Annotated in this window: 9 protein-coding genes and 1 pseudogene; 9 read left to right on the forward strand and 1 reads right to left on the reverse strand. The window is 60.7% G+C overall.

Translation table 11 applies throughout. The features are described 5' to 3' along the window. The first annotated feature begins 67 nt into the window (after window positions 1-67). The 4 genes from ACVOLS_RS02830 (at window position 68) to proP (ending at window position 4,594) form a co-directional block, all read left to right on the forward strand. Window positions 68-1,681 carry an APC family permease gene (locus tag ACVOLS_RS02830; RefSeq protein ID WP_481544388.1) on the forward strand — a complete coding sequence of 538 codons (1,614 nt, stop codon included), beginning with the start codon at window positions 68-70 and terminating at the stop codon, window positions 1,679-1,681. A 102-nt stretch (window positions 1,682-1,783) separates the two neighbouring features. Next, a complete protein-coding gene (locus ACVOLS_RS02835) occupies window positions 1,784-2,338 on the forward strand; it encodes a DUF3228 family protein (RefSeq protein WP_481544389.1) in 555 nt (184 codons plus the stop codon). Further along, on the forward strand, window positions 2,322-2,759 hold the full coding sequence (locus tag ACVOLS_RS02840) for a ribosomal maturation YjgA family protein (RefSeq protein WP_481544390.1): 438 nt from the start codon (window positions 2,322-2,324) through the stop codon (window positions 2,757-2,759). Before ACVOLS_RS02835 ends, ACVOLS_RS02840 begins: the two co-directional genes overlap by 17 nt. Window positions 2,760-3,064: 305 nt before the next feature. Next, window positions 3,065-4,594, forward strand: coding sequence for a glycine betaine/L-proline transporter ProP (gene proP / locus ACVOLS_RS02845; RefSeq protein WP_481534906.1), 1,530 nt, complete (start codon window positions 3,065-3,067; stop codon window positions 4,592-4,594). 350 nt (window positions 4,595-4,944) lie between these two features. On the opposite strand, the gene ACVOLS_RS02850 is transcribed toward proP, so the two are convergent. Next, on the reverse strand, window positions 4,945-5,208 hold the full coding sequence (locus ACVOLS_RS02850) for a hypothetical protein (protein ID WP_481544391.1): 264 nt from the start codon (window positions 5,206-5,208) through the stop codon (window positions 4,945-4,947). Window positions 5,209-5,663: 455 nt separating this feature from the next. Here ACVOLS_RS02850 and ACVOLS_RS02855 point away from each other — a divergent pair, with 455 nt between their 5' ends. The 5 genes and pseudogenes from ACVOLS_RS02855 to ACVOLS_RS02875 all read left to right on the forward strand — a co-directional run bounded on the left by ACVOLS_RS02855 (window position 5,664) and on the right by ACVOLS_RS02875 (window position 18,580). Beyond that, the gene (locus ACVOLS_RS02855) at window positions 5,664-8,855 is read left to right on the forward strand and encodes a type VI secretion system Vgr family protein (RefSeq protein WP_481544392.1); all 3,192 of its coding nucleotides are present in this window, start codon (window positions 5,664-5,666) and stop codon (window positions 8,853-8,855) included. A 597-nt stretch (window positions 8,856-9,452) separates the two neighbouring features. Continuing rightward, window positions 9,453-11,399: pseudogene (locus ACVOLS_RS02860) on the forward strand (phospholipase D-like domain-containing protein); the annotation flags it as partial. 783 nt (window positions 11,400-12,182) lie between these two features. Continuing rightward, entirely contained in the window at window positions 12,183-13,535 is a 1,353-nt protein-coding gene (locus ACVOLS_RS02865) for a DUF1090 domain-containing protein (protein ID WP_481544393.1), read from the forward strand. Between the two features lie 521 nt (window positions 13,536-14,056). Beyond that, window positions 14,057-16,954, forward strand: a complete 2,898-nt coding sequence (locus tag ACVOLS_RS02870) for a type VI secretion system Vgr family protein (protein WP_481544394.1) — start codon at window positions 14,057-14,059, stop codon at window positions 16,952-16,954. Between the two features lie 3 nt (window positions 16,955-16,957). Further along, entirely contained in the window at window positions 16,958-18,580 is a 1,623-nt protein-coding gene (locus tag ACVOLS_RS02875; RefSeq protein WP_303748919.1) for an esterase/lipase family protein, read from the forward strand. Window positions 18,581-18,600 lie beyond the last annotated feature (20 nt).

Below are 18,600 nucleotides of genomic sequence, written 5' to 3' on the forward strand. Positions count from 1 at the left end.
TTAACGTCTGGTTTGCGATGATCGGTCGCCAACGCCGCCCCGGCGCCGTCCCAATTGGAAAGCCACCATGACCGCATCCAGCGCCATCCGCCGCGACGTCGGCCCCATTGCCCTGATGCTCACCGGCCTGGGCTCGATCATCGGCTCAGGCTGGCTGTTCGGAGCCTGGCGGGCCGCTGGTCTGGCTGGGCCCGGCGCGATCTGGGCCTGGGTGCTGGGAGCGGCCATCATCCTCACCATCGCGCTCACCTATGCCGAGCTTGGTGCGATGTTCCCCGAATCCGGTGGCATGGTCCGCTACAGCCATTACTCGCACGGTTCATTGGTCGGCTTCATTGCCGCCTGGGCCAACTGGATCGCCATCGTCTCGGTGATCCCGGTCGAGGCGGAAGCGTCTGTGCAATACATGGCATCGTGGCCATGGCAATGGGCGCAGGACATGTACGTGCAGCAGCCGGGCGGAATGGGTGAACTCAGCCATGCCGGCCTGCTGATTGCCGCAGTGCTGGTGGTGGTCTATTTCCTGATCAACTTCTGGAGCGTGAAGCTGTTCGCGCATTCCAACAGCGCCATCACCGTTTTCAAGCTGATCGTGCCGGCGCTTACTGGCGTGGCTTTGATCGCCAGTGGTTTCCACAGCGAGAATTTCTCGGTCGGTTTGAAAGGGCCGGGCACGCCGATTCTGGATTTCTCCGCCATCCTCACCGCGATCGCTACTGCCGGCATTGTTTTCAGCTTCAACGGTTTCCAGAGCCCAGTAAACCTAGCTGGTGAGGCGCGCAACCCCGGCCGCAGTATTCCGTTTGCGGTGGTCGGATCGATCCTGTTGGCGGCGGTGATCTATGTACTGCTGCAGGTGGCATATATCGGCGCGGTACCGAGCCAAATGCTGGCCGAGCACGGTTGGCATGGCATCGATTTCCGTTCGCCCTTCGCCCAGTTGGCCTTGATCCTCAACCTGCATTGGCTGGCGATGCTGTTGTACGTGGATGCCTTCGTCAGCCCCAGCGGCACCGGCATGACCTACACCGCAACCACCGCGCGCATGATCTACGGCATGCAGCAGAACGGCACCGCGCCCAAGGTGCTGGGCAACATCCATCCGCGCTGGGGCGTGCCGCGCCCAGCGATGTGGCTGAACCTGGCGGTGTCCTTCCTGTTCCTGTTCTTCTTCCGTGGCTGGGGCACGCTGGCGGCGGTGATCTCTGTGGCTACAGTCATCTCCTATATGACGGGGCCGATCAGCGTGATGTCGCTGCGTCGCACCGCGCCGAACCTGCATCGCCCATTGCGGGTAGTAGCGCTGCCGATACTGGCAGGTGTGGCCTTCGTGATGGCCACCGAACTGCTGTATTGGGCGCGCTGGCCTCTCACCGGCGAAATCATCCTGCTGATGGTTGTGGCCTTACCGGTGTACATCTACTACCAGCGCAAGATTGGTTGGCATGATTTCTCGCGCCAGCTGAAAGGTGCGATGTGGTTGATCTGCTATCTGCCACTGTTGGCATTGGTGTCGTGGGCGGGCAGTACTGCCTTCGGCGGCGCTGGCTACCTGAGCTATGGCTGGGATCTGCTGCTGGTGGCAGCAATTGGTGTCGTGTTCTATCTGTGGGGCGTCAACTCCGGCTGGCGCACGCCGTCGATGGATGTGGCCGAACACGAGGCGCAGGCGCAGGCCTGAGCTGGCTGGCGAAGGCTCGCTGCGAGCAGTGGACGTAGATGCCGCGGTTCCGGTCTTCGCACCGATCGCCGACAATGTCGCCCTCCTTTGCTGGAAGCGATGATGTCCATCTACCTGACGCCGTTTGCACGTACCCGTTTGTTTCCGCGCACGCCGCGCGCCAATACCATCCAGGACTGCAGTGCCGAGGAGTTCGAGCAGTATTTGAATACGCATGCTGCCGACAAGGTGCTCGATGGCTATGCGCCGTTCTGCAAGCTGCATGTCTACAGGAACTGGACCAGCACCCGCTGCCTGACCGTAGCGCTCACCGAACAGAACCGGCACCTGCTGCGCTCGGGGTACGAGGCGCGCAGCCGCGAGGAGTTGCCGGTGCTGGTGCGCTGGTTCGAAGGCGTTGAGCCGGCGGTGGCCGAGTATCTGGTGGTCATCCTCTACAGCCGCGAACAGCTGGAGAAGGAAGGCTCGCCGATCGAAGCCGACTGGGGCGTGGTGGGCTGCCTGTACACCGCCACTGCCGAAGAAATTCCGATGGCGCCCATCACCATGATGCGCAATGCCTTGGGTGTTGAAGAAGGTGGCTCAGGTGTGCCGATTGACCGTACCGCTTACGCGCGTGCTGTTGAGTTCTGGGGTGCCAATGCAAACTGGCGCTGATTCTCTGCCGCTCACCGCGAAGCGAAGCGGTCTGTTCGCAATCAGTGGCTGGCATGTGCTGTTGGCGGTTCTGGTATTCGTTGTCGAAGTGATCATCGCCACACGCCTGCCGCATGTGTCGTGGATACGTGCTTACCTCGGTGATGTACTGGTGGTGATCCTGCTTTACGCAATGATCCGCAGCGTTCTGCGCATCAATGATTATCTGGTCCTGCTGTTTGTGTTCGTGTTCGCTTGCGGCATCGAGTTTGCACAGTATTTCCATGTCGCTGAGCGGCTTGGCTACGTGCGTGGTGATGTCATGTACATGGTGATAGGCAATACGTTCTCGTGGGGCGACATCATTTGTTACGCAGTGGGCTGTGCGGCAACAGGGCTTATCGTACTGCTAACGCGCATGCTCGGCCGTATTCATCGTTGAAGCATGCCGTATTGCGTGTCTGCACGGGAAACGCTGTAGACGCGCCTTTAACAAGCCTTAACAGCTGTTCGCGTAGAATTTGCGGGCTCAGCATCATTCAGCGATTACGCACAGGCACCCTGCCTGTTGATGCTTGGACAGCCGGCACTGCGCCTTTACCGGGATGATCCCGGTTTTTTCTGTCCCCGACCGTTCCCGTGGCCTTGCCGCGGGGCATTCCTTCGTGCGCATTACGGCCTGCGCGAACTCATGTAAGCCAAGGCCAAGCACGCAATCAACTCAGTAACGGGAGGACTGGTCCTGTCATGTCTACAGGTGAATCCACTATCCGCAATGAGCCGCTGCAAATCGAAGACATTACCGTCATCGATAAGGCAAAAGTAAAGAAAGCAGTCACCGCCGCCGCGTTGGGTAATGCGATGGAGTGGTTTGACTTTGGTGTGTACGGCTTTGTCGCCTATGCCTTGGGCAAGGTGTTTTTCCCGGAAGCGTCGCCCAGCGTGCAGACCATCGCCGCGCTTGCAACGTTCTCGGTGCCGTTCCTGGTGCGTCCGCTGGGCGGCGTGTTTTTTGGGGTCATGGGGGACAAATTCGGCCGGCAGAAAGTGCTGTCGGCAACCATCATCCTGATGGCAGTCAGTACCTTCTGCATCGGTTTGATTCCATCGTATGAAAGCATCGGCATACTCGCGCCGATCCTGTTGCTGCTGTGCAAGTTGGCGCAGGGTTTCTCCGTTGGTGGCGAGTACACCGGTGCTGCGGTGTTCGTTGCCGAGTTCGCACCGGACCGGCGACGTGGCTTCCTCAGCAGCTGGTTGGACTTCGGCTCGATCATTGGCTTTGTTTCCGGTGCCGGCGTGGTGGTATTGCTGAGCAGCATCGTTGGCGAAGCGCAGTTCCTTGAGTGGGGCTGGCGTATTCCGTTCTTCCTCGCCGCGCCGCTGGGCTTGATTGGCCTGTACCTGCGCCATGCAGCGGAGGAAACCCCGGCCTTCACCGAGCAGCTGGAGCGCATGGAGAAAGAGGATCAGGACGCCGTCGGCAGCGCGCCGCGGATCTCCTTCAAGGAGATCGTGACCAAGTATTGGCGTTCGCTGCTGGTCTGTGTGGGTATCGTGCTGGTCACCAACGTCACCTACTACATGTTGCTGACGTACATGCCAACCTACCTGTCGCATAACCTGCATTACTCAGAAGATCATGGTGTGTTGATCATCATCGTGGTGATGGTGGGCATGCTGTTCGTGCAGCCGTTTGTCGGTATGGCCAGCGACCGCATCGGCCGTCGTCCGTTCATTGCCGCGGGTAGTCTTGGTTTGCTGATTGCTGCGATCCCGGCGTTCCATCTGATCACCAGCGGCAATACCGGTTGGATCTTCGTTGGTCTGTTGTTGCTGGCGGTATTGTTGAATTGCCTGATCGGCGTGATGGCTTCAACCTTGCCGGCGATGTTCCCAACGCGTGTGCGCTACAGCGCACTGGCCAGTGCGTTCAACATCTCGGTGATCATTGCCGGTGTCACTCCTACGCTTGCCGCGTGGCTGGTGGAAACCACCGGCGACCTGATGATGCCGGCCTACTACCTGATGGTAGTGGCGCTGATTGGTCTGGTAACCGCGTACTTCATGCATGAGACGGCCAACAAGCCGATGCGCGGCGATACGCCGAATGCGGGTAGCCGCCGCGAAGCGCGCGAGCTGCTGCAGGAGCAGTACGACCATATCGAGGCAAGTGTTGATGGCCTGGATGTTGAGATCAACGACATGCAGGACAAGCTTGCCGATCTTGAGCGGCGCAAGCAGGCACTGATCGATCGTCATCCAGACCTTGTCTGACAAGCTCCCTCCCTTGCACCGAAGGTGCAGGGGGCGGCGTTTGATTGTGTAGAGCCGAGCCATGCTCGGCTGGGGCTCTACCAGGAAAGCCTCTGCCGAGCATGGCTCGGCACTACCGCTTCGCCCCCTCCCTTTCGCGCAGCGAAGGGGAGGGTTGGGGAGGGGTGTTCTTCGCAAGAAACTCAACGCGCAGGGATCTCTGGTTTGCAGTCGTAGCCCGGGTAAGTGCAGCGTACTCAGGGGCCTTTGGCGATCTGAAAGACCACGAAATCCTTGTCCCCCGGTGCGCTGCGCTTATCCGGGCTGCGTCATTTCCGCTATCAATCCTTCGCGCTGATCAGGAACGCAGATCAAACATTGCACCGAAAACGCAATGCATTGAGCTGCGGGAAGCGCGCGATGATGGCGATGGCGTCGTTCCAGTGCGTCTCAAAGGCTTCGTCCGGCACCGGCAGAAATGCAGGGTCCACGCCGTTGAAGCGGAACTCAATTCCCCGATCAGGCAATAGCTGACGGGTGATCGCAGTCGGCGTGCGGCCGTTGCGCAGGTGCCAGACAAGTTCTTCAATCACGGTATTCCAGGCATCCACTTCAAGATCATCAATCCACTGCATGTGGCGGGTCCTTGGCTCGGTGGTAGTGCAGGGCAACGCGGGGCGGTGAAGTGCTGGGTACGGCTGAATCCGGATACGCGGTGACCGATCATCGCTCAAATGGGCTGGCACTGCGTTATCTGCGCTGTAGCGCTGTCCGGACCGCGGGCCTGTCGGTAAATTCGCCGCATGTTCGGACATTCAAGAAGAATCTCAATTATCAATAGCTTCAAGGCCGGACAACGCGCCTGTTGAATCAGCTTTCTGGCAACGCAACGCAACGCAAGCAGTAAGCGCTGAAACAACACATTTTTTGCGCATGCAAAGGGACAGTTGCTGTGCACGGCTCCATGCGCTTTGTTAAAGGAGCAATGCCTGGATTGTGAAAACCTGTTACGACGACTTCTGGTAAATTCCGCGAAAGGAATCCGATTGGTGTCTGCAGATTGCAGACGGTCGTCACATCTGGAATAGGCATGGATAAGCTGAATAACCTTCTGGCACAGGTCGCTGTGCTGGGCAATGCGCAGCGTCAGTACCAATTGCAGTGCGCTGAACTTGGTAGCAACGTGGTCGAGCGGTGGTGGGGGCGTGATGCCTTGTCCGCACATGCATTGACCGAAGTGGACGTACTTTCCACCGATCAACACATCGACCTGGATGCACTGCTCGCCAAGCAGGCAGCGTTGCTGATCCGCACCGCAGATGGTGGCGAACAGCGACGCAGCGGTTTGATCGCATCGGCGCAGCGCATGGGCAGTGATGGCGGATTGGTGCGCTACCGCTTGTCACTCCATTCCTGGACCTGGTGGTTGCAGCACGCGCGCCATAGCCGGGTTTTCCAGGACAGCAATGTGCGGCAGATTGTGGATGCCGTTCTGCAGGACTATCCGGATCTTGCCAACTGGCGCTGGGCCGAAGGCTGCGATGAGTTTATTGCATCGCGCGTGCGCAGCTACTGCGTGCAGTACCGCGAAAGTGACCTCGATTTCCTGCAACGGCTGCTGGCCGAAGAAGGCCTGGGCTGGCGGCTGTACCAGGACGAGCAAGCACCGTGCGGCAACTGCATGGAGATCTTCGCCGACAGCCAGGCATTACCCGAGGATGCAGCCAGTGCCAAGATCGGCGTGCGCTTCCATCGCAGTGATGCCACCGAATCCAGCGACAGCATCCAGGCACTGGGCAGAAGCCGTGCCTTGGGCAGTACCCGCATCAGCCTGCTCAGCGACGATTACCGCTCCGTGCGTGGCATCACCGCGCAATTGCCGATGGATGGCGGCGGTGAGCAATCGCAGCGCGAGAGCTACGACCCGGTCGGCGCCTACGCTTTCAGCAACGCCGCCGCGGCAGCGTGGTACGCCAGGCTGCAAGCACAGTCGCATGAAGTGCACGGCCGCACCTGGCTTGGCCAGGGCACTGTGCGTGGTTTCCAATCCGGTACCTGGTTGCAGGTACTGCAGGCCCCGTTCTCCGCAGCACCAGAGTTGTTGCTGGCCGAAGTGGAACACGCCGGCATCAACAACCTGCCCACCGATGTTCGCCACGCAATGAACGACGCGCTGGGCAAAGCGCCCATCGGCACAGCGGACGCAGCGCTATGGCAACAGGCCGAGAAAGTGGGCTATGCCAACCGCTTCAAGGCTACCGAGCATGCAATGCCATGGCGGCCTGCGTTGGTGGATGGCACCGGCCAGCGCTTGAACCCGCGCCCGACCGCGCCCGGCTACCAGACCGCACGCGTGGTGGCTTCGCATGGCGGCAAGGGCCAGGACGTCCACGCAGACAGCATGGGGCGCATCCGCGTCTGCTTCCATTTCCAGAATGGCGAAGCCGACACCACCTGGCTGCGTGTCGCACAGCGTTACGCTGGCCCCGGCGTTGGCGCACAGTTCCTACCGCGTGTAGGCCAGGAAGTGTTGGTCGGCTTCCTCGATGGCGATATCGATCGGCCCATCGTCCTGGGCGCGCTTTATAACGGCCGCGGCGAAGCCGGCATCGCACCCACACCCGCTGGCGCCAGCGCCAGTGACGACCGCAGCGCCTACGCACAGGCCCGCGATGGCGCCGCCAGCGCACAAGCCAACCTGAGTGGCGGCCACGCCCCTGCTTGGCACGCAGCGGGCGCAGGCGACGAAGCACATCGCAATCCCGGCGCAGTCTGGGGCATCCGCTCACGCGAATGGGAAGGTGGCCAAGGCAGTAATCACCTCCTGTTCGACGACAGCGACCAACAACTACGCGTGCAGCTGGCCAGTAGCCAGCAGGCCGCGCAGCTGAGCCTCGGCCACCTGCGTCACCAAGCCGACAACTTCCTCGGCAGCCTGCGTGGCACAGGGTTTGAACTGCGCAGCGACGCCTGGGGCGCAGTACGGGCAAGCTCCGGCGCCTGGTTCAGCGCTTATGCGCATCGCAGCAGCAGCCCCGCCGGCGAAGTGGTGCAACCAGCGGCCTTGCTCAACCAGCTGCAAAGCCTGAGCACCCGCTTCAGCCAAGCCGCACGCACCCACCTGACCAGCACGTTGGTAATGAAGGAAGGCGTACGCAGCAAGGACAGCTCCAGCATCGTGCCGGATCAGGCACCGCTGGCTGCAATGCTGGCCAGCGCCAAGACCACGGTCGCAGGCGCTGAGTTCGATGCTGCAAGCGGCGAAGCTGGGCAGCGCAAGGCAACAGCGGGGAATGACCGCGTCCCCCACAGCGGCGACCCGTTGCTGGGCTTTGCCGCGCCAGCAGGCATCGTGCACGTCGCAGGGCAGGCATTGCACTGGTCGGTAGGCGAAGGCCTGCTGCTGGCCAGTGGTGGCGACAGTGACACCGCGGTCATGGGCAACGCACGACTGCACGCCGGGCAAGCCATCGGCATGCTGGCGTGTGCGGTTGAGGGCGGCGCGGGCGATGGCAATGCATTGAGCGTGGTTGCCGGTACAGGTGAGTTGAATGTGCAGGCCCAGAACGAAGAAGTGCGACTGCAGTCAAAGCAGGCATTACGCGCTGCCAGTGCGCAGGGTGTGGTGGAGCTTGCCGCTGGTAAGACGATTCACATTGCTACTTCGGGTGGCGCCAGCGTGACCATCGAGGGCGGGAACATCACGTTCAACTGCCCGGGCACGATTACCGTGCATGCGAGCAAGAAGTCGTTCGTAGGACCGGCTGAACTGGCGCGGGAGCTCCCTGTATTCCCAGTTCCAAGCTTCGCGCCTGAGCCTATGGATTTCAATTTCTGGTTGCAGGACATGCCTGGCCCAACGGGCAATCCGCTGGCGGAGACGTCATGGAAGATCATCAAGAATCGCGGCAAACCAGCGGGTGCCGTGCTGCGCGACCCAAAGCGGGTACTACTGGAAGGTGCGACCGATGCCGATGGGCAAGTTGTGCTTGATGACGAGCAGAAACAGCTATTGGCGCGTGAGTACGCCAGTACCCCCAGCCAGCTTTGGTTGCTGTATCCGGGGCATTCGGTGCAGATCAACGTTGCGCGCGACAACGGCGATTGGGATGACGACCAGCGCCTGCGCATGGAACTTGGCGCTGCAGGTTTTACCTCGGTTGTGCGCACCGACATGGTCGGAATACGGCAACAGGGCGAAATGGACTATGCAAGGAGCGCGCTCGAGCGGTTCGATCAAAGTGGAACGTCGACAAAGCTGAAAGATCTCATCAAGCGTTGAACTGCCACGCAATTACGGCGCGTTGGCGCAAGGAACGGACTCATGACAGGTGCAAGGACGGTAACTCAGATTGTTGATGGTAGTGGCAAGGCGCAACGCGCCTTCGAGCAGCCTGGCTGGTTTTTGACCAATACTGACGACAAGTTGGGCGAGGCATTCGAAGGCCAAAGTGTTGTGCTCGACCCTGCGCTCCCCGAATGGTCCGAGGTATTTGGGCAGCCGCTGCCGGGTCATGATGTCGAGTTCTTTGTCTGTGGTGACAGCTACTTCAAGCGCGTTGCTCGTGAGATCAGTAACGCTCAGGAGAGTGTTTTCATAGCGGGCTGGCAGATCAATTACGCCGTCCAGATGGGTGACGGCAGTACGTTGCTGTCCTGTCTGGACAAGGCTGTGGAAAATGGTGCCACGGTCTATGTGATGCCGTGGTTGGCGCCGCCGGGGCCGATAGATACCGGATATCTGCACACGATGATGGCGGTGTTCCATCTCAATGGTGGAAAGGGCCTGATCAATAGAGTTCCCAGGAAGGGCCGTGCGTACTGCATGCCAGCGCTCGGCCAGAGCGACATGAGCAGCTTGAACGCGTTCTTCTCGCATCATCAGAAAATGGTGGTAGTGGACAACAAAAAAGCGTTCGTTGGCGGCATTGATCTGGCCTACGGCAGGCGCGAAACCGGTACGTATAGTTTGCTGGCCGAAGGGCGGACTTTGGGGGAATACTATTCGCCAAATATTCCCCCAATCAAGGAACCAACGGCGATGCAGTTGAGTGACTGCGTGCCGCTGATAGAACTGCTGATCGCTGGTTTGTTGCCGATGGGGCGGGGATTGGCCGTGTTTCCGTTCACGCCAGCGAGGGGCATTTTTGCGCGTACCGTCGACTTCAGTAAGGGCATAAGCGACTGGGTGGGTGATCGACGCGATGGCATAAAAGACTTCGCTGATCGCCATAACCCGCTGGAAGGGATGGGCGATAAAGCGCTGGAGTATGGCGAAGCCAAAGCTATCGAGGCCCAACAATGGCTTTGGAACAAGGTGCCATCTCCGCAACGTGATCAAATTCGCAGTATTTGGGAGAAGGGCGGGCAGGAGTTCAGGCAAGGCGTTGACCTGATGTGGGACCTGCTGCTCGGGGTCGATATCTCCCAGCTTCCGTACAAGAAAGAGATCTTCGCGTTGGTCGAGGAGGCTGTGAATGCCTTCGTTGGCGTCCTGGTTAGCCTGTCCAGCGAGTGGATTGGCACCTTCCCGCGCTATGACCGTTTGTTCGACGAGCCCCTGCAGCAGCACCCGGGCCAGACCCGCATGGTCGATCCGGAACGCCAACCTCGGCAGCCTTGGCATGACGTGCATTGCGGCATCGAGGGGCCGGCAGTTCACGATCTCAGCCGAAACTTCACCCAGCGTTGGAATGCGGTCGCGCAAGCGTATCGGGGCACGTACTCCGCCAATCGCCACCAGCCGCTGGTGCGCTACTTTTTGCTGCTGTTCAATGTGGTTACACCTTCGCGGGCGAATGTAGCCAATATCGAACCGCAGCACAGATCAAAGCAGGTGATCGCGGGTGCGGCTGCCAATAAAAGCTGTTGGGTGCAGGTGCTGCGTAGTGCGCCAAAAGAATTGTTGCGGGCAGAGCATGCCGCAGGCGCCAAACAGGAAAAGCCGCCCGCCCAGAACAACTGCCTCAAGGCCATGCTGAAGGCGATTCATGGTGCCCAGCAATTCATCTACATCGAAGGCCAGTTTTTTCAGAGTGACAATGCCGGCTTTGTGGATGACTACGAGCCTGACAAGCCGCTGTCAGGGCCAGCGGGCGCGATGGTTTCCATCCGCGGTTTGGAAGGCTACGACAAGTACGCGGAATTGTTGGGCATCAAGGATGTGCCGATCAATACCATCAACCCGGCCACGGTGAAGTGGCAGAACACCGGGAAGGTGCTGCTTGATGATGACTATCAGGCGTTCGAGCGTGCGGTGCGGCGTATCCTCGGCAATCACGAGACCATCACTACGGTCGATGTGATGGAGCGCGCGGGCAAGGAGAAACCGAGTCGGCAGAACCCGCAACCGAAACCGCTATACCACTCGAAGTTGCTCAACCCGATCAACAAGGCTCTGGCCCGTCGCATCGAGCGTGCGATCAACGAGGGTAATCCGTTCCATGTTTATCTGCTGGTGCCAGTTCACCCGGAAGGCATGCTGGACCAGATCACCCTTATGCGCCAGGTGGATTTGACCATGCAGTCACTGGTGCATGGTACCCAGAGCTTGGTCAATTGCGTGCGCCGCGCGTTGGTTGCACGGTATGAGCAAGAGCATGGGGGACTGAGTGAGGAAGAGGCGCTGAAGAAGGCGCAGGAGATGTTGTTGAACGACCTTTTACGCCACGAAGAAGGCAAGCGCTGGCCGGAATACTTAACTTTACTCAACCTACGCAATCACGCAGTCATGCCCAGCGGTCGGCCTGTTACAGATCAGATCTATGTGCACAGCAAGCTGTTGATTGCCGACGACAATGTCGCGGTATTGGGTAGTGCAAATATCAATGACCGTAGCATGCTGGGAATGCGCGATTCAGAACTTGCGGTGATTGTTGCTGGGGGGCCGCAGGTAGCAGTGAAGTTGGATGGTTTGCGCACTTCAAAGGTTTCAGCGAGCGTCCATGAATTTAGAAAGTCTTTGTGGCGGAATATTTTTGCTGAAAAAGGCAACGGGAGTGTGCGGCCAGCGGAAAAACTGCTGAGCGTGGAGGTTCTTGGGCAACCTGCTGCAATGGACACCATTGAACTTATTCGACGACGGGCCGTTGATAACGCAAACGCGTATGAAGCGGCCTTTTCCTTTGTGCCGAGGAGCGAGCCTGCAAGGGTTGTTTCGGAAAATCCGACTAACGAAATGAATATGAACGCAGCGCTTTGGCCCACATGGCGCTATCCGGAGCCTGCAGACGCGCCAACGGGGGGGCGGTACGGGGAGAATCGTGGCAAGCTGAAGTTCCGCATGCCGTTTGATCCACTGTTTTGGCGTGAAGCAAAGCGAGCCGATGACGACGGGCATCTGATCTGGGAGATTGGCTATGACGCCAAAGCCCGCCCACAAGGCGTGGCCGGTATCGCACCAGAAAGTGTGCCGGTGGGTGTGCGGGGCTTCATCTGTGCTTTGCCGGTAGGCTGGTTGGCTAAAGAAAGCAATAACACGGGTTTCGCGCTATCGATTCTGGCCAATCTTGATAAAGAACAGGTCCAGCATGATGAAGTGCAAATCGCCCAGGTTGAAACCGTGCCGGCGCCAACTCAAGCTTGAGGCATAAATGCGATGGAAGGACACATGGAAACGGGACGGACGCTGCTACTTGTTTCGGCACTACTGCTCGGCCCGGCCGGCTGTGATGCCTCAATGCCATCGTCGGCACCTCACTCCGGCCCTATGGTTGAAGAGCGCCTGCAGACGCATATGCCACGTTTGCAGACAACGCGCGATTTCAGGCCGGCCTGGACGCCAGGTTCTACCCGCGAGTGTCTAGGGCGCCTGGTATTCGAGGTGGATGGCCCAATCGAATGGGCGCTGGATCCGCTACGCAAGGTGGAGGACAACGAACCACCCTTGTTTCTGGATGGCGTACCTGGCGATCGTCGCGAACGCATGGGCTACGGGGCCATGCGAGTGATGGTGTCGCAGCCAGCTACAGAAGAGGTGATGGAGATGCATCGTGACCGTTATCAGACTGCAGATCGCGGTACCAGCGTTGCTGCGTGGACAAGAGGCGTGCAGAGGCGCGAGGCTGCAGTTGAGGAGGCTCGAGCAAGGGGGGCGGATGAGGCAATAATCAGGGGACGAGAAGCAACAGTTGAGGAGGCCAAGCAAGAACTCAAAATTGCCCGTAACCGACGCATCCACAACTTCGGCTTTCCCGGTGAACTTGCAACAGAAAGCGGCACCGGCCGATTGGCCGTACGCGCGCTACTGGGTGGCAATGTCATTTCGCTGGTGTCCACTGTGAACTCGGAGGAGGGCAATCCGCGTCGAGAGGAAGCCATGGCCAAGATCCGCCGCGACATCAAGCGCATGCGGCTGCGCGCGCCCGGAGAAGTACCGGACGAACCCGGTGTCTGTTTCCCGGGCCTGTTCTTCCCCGACGATGGCACCACCGATTACCACGCGCACGCCTCGTTCCGTTACGTGGACCGCCCCAATGTCGCCTACAGCATCGACACCGGCTATCGACCGGCACCGGGAATGGGCGAAGGCATCGCCAAACAGCCAATTTCGAACTGGAGGCAGGTTCTGGCGTATCCCGGTGTATTGCTGACAATGCCGGCAGATGATGTGCAGCGGCGCGACGTTGTCAAACCAGGCGGAATTCTAGCCGGCGGGCTGAGCTTCGATAAAACCGGTATTGCCATCACCCGCGAGGGCGAGACCAAGCGCGATCCCAGTGTGCGTACCTATCAGCTTTATGCGGGCATGCCGGGAATCGAGGGAGTGCAGGCAATGCCTTTCGTTTCGATGACGATGCAAGCCTGGCCACAACAAACCTATTCGCAGCTCAAGCAGCAACCGCCGCCGCTGGAAGAAAGCGAAAAGCGCTTCGACGCCATCCTGCACAACCTCCACTTGCGGCACACCACGCCGGAGATGCCGGATTATGAGCGCCTGTTAGGCAAAGCGACGCCGCCGTAAAAGTAGGCGGAGGCAGTAGCTCTGCCCCCTCCCTTTCGCGTAGCGAAGGGGAGGGCTGGGGAGGGGTGCTTTTGGGGCTGTGCACGCCTGCAGCAAGCCCTCCCAACCTCCCCCTGCTTCGCAAGGGGAGGGGCCGAAGCAGGGCGCAGCTCAGGCGTCAGCAAGGAAGTTGCTGGAACATAGTTCCGACGAAGGGGAATCATGAAGAACGCTGGGGCGATATGCATGAGCCGGCAATGAGCAGATCGCAGAAGTGTTTTGAGGTGCGCCCGGCGAAATCGAAGAACCGTGACACCAGTCTCTCTACGCGCGATCCGCTGAAGGTCTACACATTTGTGAATAGGTCTTGCGTCTTCACATAAGCATTCGCAAAGCTCGCAATTTGAGCCAATTTCCAAGCTGTTCCCACCAATCCGGCTCCTCCAACCCGTAACGCGGGCTATAGGAAAGTTCTGATAGATTCGGCTTGGGGGATCCTACCGCGTCTGCTGAATGGCAGACGGGAAACGCATTGGGTTGGCATGGATAAGCTGAATAGCCTGATGGCGCAGGTGGCTGCGCCGAGTGATGCACAGCGTCAGTATCAATGGCGATGCTCGGGATTTGGCGGGGGCATGGTCGAACGCTGGTGGGGCCGCGATGGCCTGTCTGCGCATGCGCAGACGGATGTGGATGTGCTGTCCACCGATCAAGGCGTTGCGCTGGATGCGCTGCTTGGCACCCAGGCGGTGCTGGTGATGCGCATGGCCGATGGTGGCGAGCAGCAACGCAGTGGTCTGGTCGCGCACGCACAGCGCATGGGCAGTGATGGCGGACTGGTGCGCTATCGCGTGTCGCTGCGGTCGTGGACCTGGTGGCTGCAGCATGCGCGGCACAGCCGTGTGTTCCAGGATAAGAGCGTGCGCGAGATAGTCGACGCGGTGCTTGCCGACTATCCGGACTTGGCCAATTGGCGCTGGACCGAAGGCTGCGATGAATTCATTGGTACGCGCGTGCGCAGCTATTGCGTGCAGTACCGCGAGAGCGATCTGGATTTCCTGCAGCGGCTGTTGGCCGAGGAAGGGCTGGGTTGGCGCCTGTACGCCGAGGAACAATCCTCTTGCGGCAACGGCATGGAGATCTTTGCCGATAGCCTGGGCCTGCCGCAGGACGCCAGCAGCGCCGTAGCCGGTGTGCGCTTCCATCGCAGTGATGCCACCGAATCCACGGACAGCATCCAGATGCTGGGCCGACGCCGCGCCTTAGGCAGCACCAGCCTGAGCCTGGTCAGCGATGATTACCGTCAGGTGCGCAGCATCAGCACGCAGCTACCCTTGGACGGCGGCGGTGAGGCCTCCAAGCGCGAAAGCTATGACGTTGTTGGCGCATATGCCTTCAGCAATGCCGGTGCGGCAGATTGGTATGCGCGCTTGCATGCGCAGGCGCATGAAGTCCACGGCCGCAGCTGGCAAGGCCAAGGCACGGTGCGTGGTTTCCAGTCCGGCACCTGGCTTGAGGTGCAGCAGGCGCCGTTTGCGACCGCGCCCGAGTTGTTGCTGGTGGAGGTGGAGCACGTGGGCATCAACAACCTGCCCACTGATGTACGCAAGGCGATGGACGATGCCTTGGGTAGCACGCCGATGGCAGGGACCGATGCCGGACTGTGGCAGCAGGCCGAGAAAGTGGGCTATGCCAATCGCTTCAAGGCGACCGAGCGGAACTTGCCGTGGCGGCCGGCGCTGGAAGATGGCAACGGCCATCGGCTGAATCCACGGCCGACCGTGCCGGGCTATCAGACCGCGGTGGTCGTCTCGGGGCAGGGCGGCAACAGCAAGGACGTGCATGCCGACAGCCTTGGCCGGATTCGGGTGCGTTTCCACTTCCAGGATGAGCAGGGCGACACCACCTGGCTGCGGGTAGCCCAGCGCTATGCGGGCCCCGGTGTTGGCGCGCAGTTCCTGCCGCGTATCGGCCAGGAAGTGCTGGTCGGTTTCCTTGAGGGTGATATCGACCGTCCCATCGTGTTGGGTGCGCTGTACAACGGCCGTGGCGAAGCGGGTGTTGCACCCACGCCTGCTGGTGCCAGTGCCGACGCCGATCACAGCGCCTATGCGCAGGCGCGCGATGGCACCGCCAGTGCGCAGGGCAATCTCAGTGGCGGCCATGCGCCTGCCTGGCACGCGGCAGGCGCCGGCGACGATGCGCACCGCAATGCGGGCGCGGTATGGGGCATCCGTTCGCGTGAGTGGGACGGCGGCGAAGGCAGCAATCACCTGCTGTTTGATGACACCGACCAGCAACTGCGTGTGCAGCTCGCCAGCAGCCAGCAGACCTCGCAGTTGAGTCTTGGCCATCTGCGCCATCAGGCCGACAACTTCCTTGGCAGCCTGCGCGGCACCGGCTTCGAGCTGCGCAGTGATGCCTGGGGCGCGGTGCGTACAACGTCGGGCGGCTGGTTCAGTGCCTATGCGCACCGCAGCAACAGTCCTGCGGGCGAAGCCGTGCAACCGGCGGCCTTGCTCAATCAGTTGCAGGCCTTGAGTACACGCTTCAATCAATCGGCGCGCACGCATCTGACCACTGCGTTGGCGATGAAGGAAGGCGCACGCGGCAAGGACCGCTCCAGCATCGTGCCGGACAAGGCGCCGCTGGCAGCGATGCTGGCCAGCGCCAAGACCACGGTTGCCGGTACGGAGTACCAAGCTGCCAGCAGCGAAGCCGAGCAGCGGCAGGCAAGCGCCGGTGAGGGTCGGGTACCGCATAGCGGCGATCCGCTGCTGGGGTTCGCGGCGCCGGCTGGCATTGTCCATGTCGCTGGGCAGGCACTGCACTGGTCGGTCGGCGAAGGCCTGCTATTGGCCAGCGGCGGCGACAGCGATACCGCGGTGATGGGCGACGCGCGTCTGCATGCAGGCCAGGCCATCGGCATGTTGGCCACTGCCGTGGAAGGCGGTGGCGACGGCGGCAATGCATTGAGCGTGGTAGCCGGCACCGATGAACTGAACGTGCAGGCGCAACACGACGAAGTGCGCATGCAATCAAAGCAGGCCCTGCGCGCAGCCAGCGCCCAGGGCGTGGTGGAACTGACTGCCGGCAAGACCTTGCACATCGCCACCACCGGTGGCGCCAGCGTCACCATCGAAGGCGGCAACATCAGCTTCAACTGCCCGGGCAAGATCACCGTGCATGCGAGCAAGAAGAGCTTCCTTGGCGGCACCCATCTGTCCACCGAAATGAACAGCTGGCCAGACCCGCAGTTCGATGATGTCTACGTGGTGCGGCACCGGGCCACGGGCGAGCCCATGCCCAATACGCGGGTGCAGCTCACCCGCGGTGATGGTGGCCGCAGCGAGCTGGTCACCGATGCACAGGGGCGCCTGCCGCGGCAGAGCGGGCAGGGCATCGATGAGGTGCTCATCAAGATTCTTGGGAAGGTCTAGCGCATGGAAGAGAAACAGGACGTTGTGCTGCCCAGCGGAGACTGGGACGAGGATGGGCGGCCGGTCGCACGTGCGCGGCTTACCCAGGTCAAGGACAAACGCGACAAGGTGGTCGAGGCCGATACCGATGCGGTGATTCCGGTGATCTTCCTGCCCGGCATCATGGGCACCAACCTGAAGTCGACGGTCACCGGTGATCCGGTATGGCGGCCACCGAACACGGATGGTGTCGGCGCGGTGCTGGGTGCGATCGGACAGATGTTCGTGTTCCTGTTCCGTGGCGCTGCCACGCGGCAACGCTTGTTGAATCCGTTGACATCGGAAGTGGACGACCGCGGTCCGCTTGATGCGGAGAAGACCATTCCCGAGACGCTGGCGCGCGAACGTGGTTGGGGCCAGTTGATGCGCTCGGCCTACAACCCGGTGATGGCGGAGATGCAGCGCAAGCTCAATGACCTGATGTCGGCGGGCAAGCTGCAGCCGTGGTGGGCCGAAGATGGCGCCCGCGCGCCGGCCGAGTATGGCGAGATGGTCGGCGGCAATGCCGCGCTTACCTTGGAACAGGCCAAGCACGCCGCGCACTATCGCTTCGAAGTCTGGTCCGGTGGTTACAACTGGCTGCAGAGCAATCGTCTGTCGGCGCAGGACATTGTCGCGCGCATCGATAACGTGATCCTGCCGTATTACGCCACGCGCGGCATCAACGCGCAGAAGGTATTGCTGGTTACCCACTCCATGGGCGGCCTGGTGGCACGCGCGGTGTCGCAGGTGTCGAACTACGGCAAGTTGCTGGGCGTCTCGCATGGGGTGATGCCGGCAACGGGTGCAGCAGCTACATATCACCATTGCCGTGCTGGCTATACCGGTGTTTCGAGCATCATCCTGGGCCGTGATGCCGGCGAAGTGGTGGCGATCCTCGCCAAATCACCCGGTGGCCTGGAGCTGCTGCCCGCTGCGGATTACAACGAAGGCAAGGCCTGGCTGGAGCTGGGCGACAAGGGCCCGCGTCTGCCGGTTGGCGCAGATCCGTACAACGAGATCTACCTCAACACCAAATGGTATGGGCTGGTTCCCGAAGCCAATACTGGTCTGCTCGATCCGAGCGCACCGGCGCCGGCGGCGGCATCGGCACGCGAAGAAGAAGATGGCCCGGCGCTGACGCCACGTACCGGCTTCCAGATCAATATCGAAGGTGTGCGGGACTTCCACAAGGACATCGAGCGCAAGTACCACAAGCCGACCTTCGCGCATTACGGTGATGACGCCAAGCAGCTTGCCTGGGGTGACCTGGGCTGGAGCGGCGGCAGCATGACCGGCGTGGATTCGGTGACGCCGGTGTCGGACAACCACAACGGCAAGATCAAACTGCAGGACGCGGTTGGTGTGATCAAGCTGGAGATTGCCGATCCCGCCGATCCTGGTGATGGCACAGTCCCGGCGTGTTCAGGTGCAGCCCCCAAAGCTGAGGTCACGGGATGTTTCCGCCAAGGCAGTTTCGGCACCGGGCAGTACGCGCTGAAAGGAAAAAAAGGCTATGACCATCAAGGCAGCTACAACGACGAGCGCACACGCTGGGCAACCCTTTACGCCGCAGTGCGGTTTGCGCAAAGCGCGGACTGGGCGTGAGGCGTTGCATGCGATGACGC

The sequence above is a fragment of the Stenotrophomonas sp. STEN038 genome, assembly GCF_056759895.1.

What these genes read in the sequence shown, in the direction of transcription:
- ACVOLS_RS02870 (WP_481544394.1), top strand. Translation starts at nt 14,057, where the DNA reads ATGGATAAGCTGAATAGCCTGATGGCGCAGGTGGCTGCGCCGAGTGAT.
- ACVOLS_RS02855 (WP_481544392.1), top strand. Translation starts at nt 5,664, where the DNA reads ATGGATAAGCTGAATAACCTTCTGGCACAGGTCGCTGTGCTGGGCAAT.
- ACVOLS_RS02840 (WP_481544390.1), top strand. Translation starts at nt 2,322, where the DNA reads ATGCAAACTGGCGCTGATTCTCTGCCGCTCACCGCGAAGCGAAGCGGT.
- ACVOLS_RS02875 (WP_303748919.1), top strand. Translation starts at nt 16,958, where the DNA reads ATGGAAGAGAAACAGGACGTTGTGCTGCCCAGCGGAGACTGGGACGAG.
- ACVOLS_RS02835 (WP_481544389.1), top strand. Translation starts at nt 1,784, where the DNA reads ATGTCCATCTACCTGACGCCGTTTGCACGTACCCGTTTGTTTCCGCGC.
- proP (WP_481534906.1), top strand. Translation starts at nt 3,065, where the DNA reads ATGTCTACAGGTGAATCCACTATCCGCAATGAGCCGCTGCAAATCGAA.
- ACVOLS_RS02830 (WP_481544388.1), top strand. Translation starts at nt 68, where the DNA reads ATGACCGCATCCAGCGCCATCCGCCGCGACGTCGGCCCCATTGCCCTG.
- ACVOLS_RS02865 (WP_481544393.1), top strand. Translation starts at nt 12,183, where the DNA reads ATGGAAACGGGACGGACGCTGCTACTTGTTTCGGCACTACTGCTCGGC.
- ACVOLS_RS02850 (WP_481544391.1), bottom strand. Translation starts at nt 5,208, where the DNA reads ATGCAGTGGATTGATGATCTTGAAGTGGATGCCTGGAATACCGTGATT.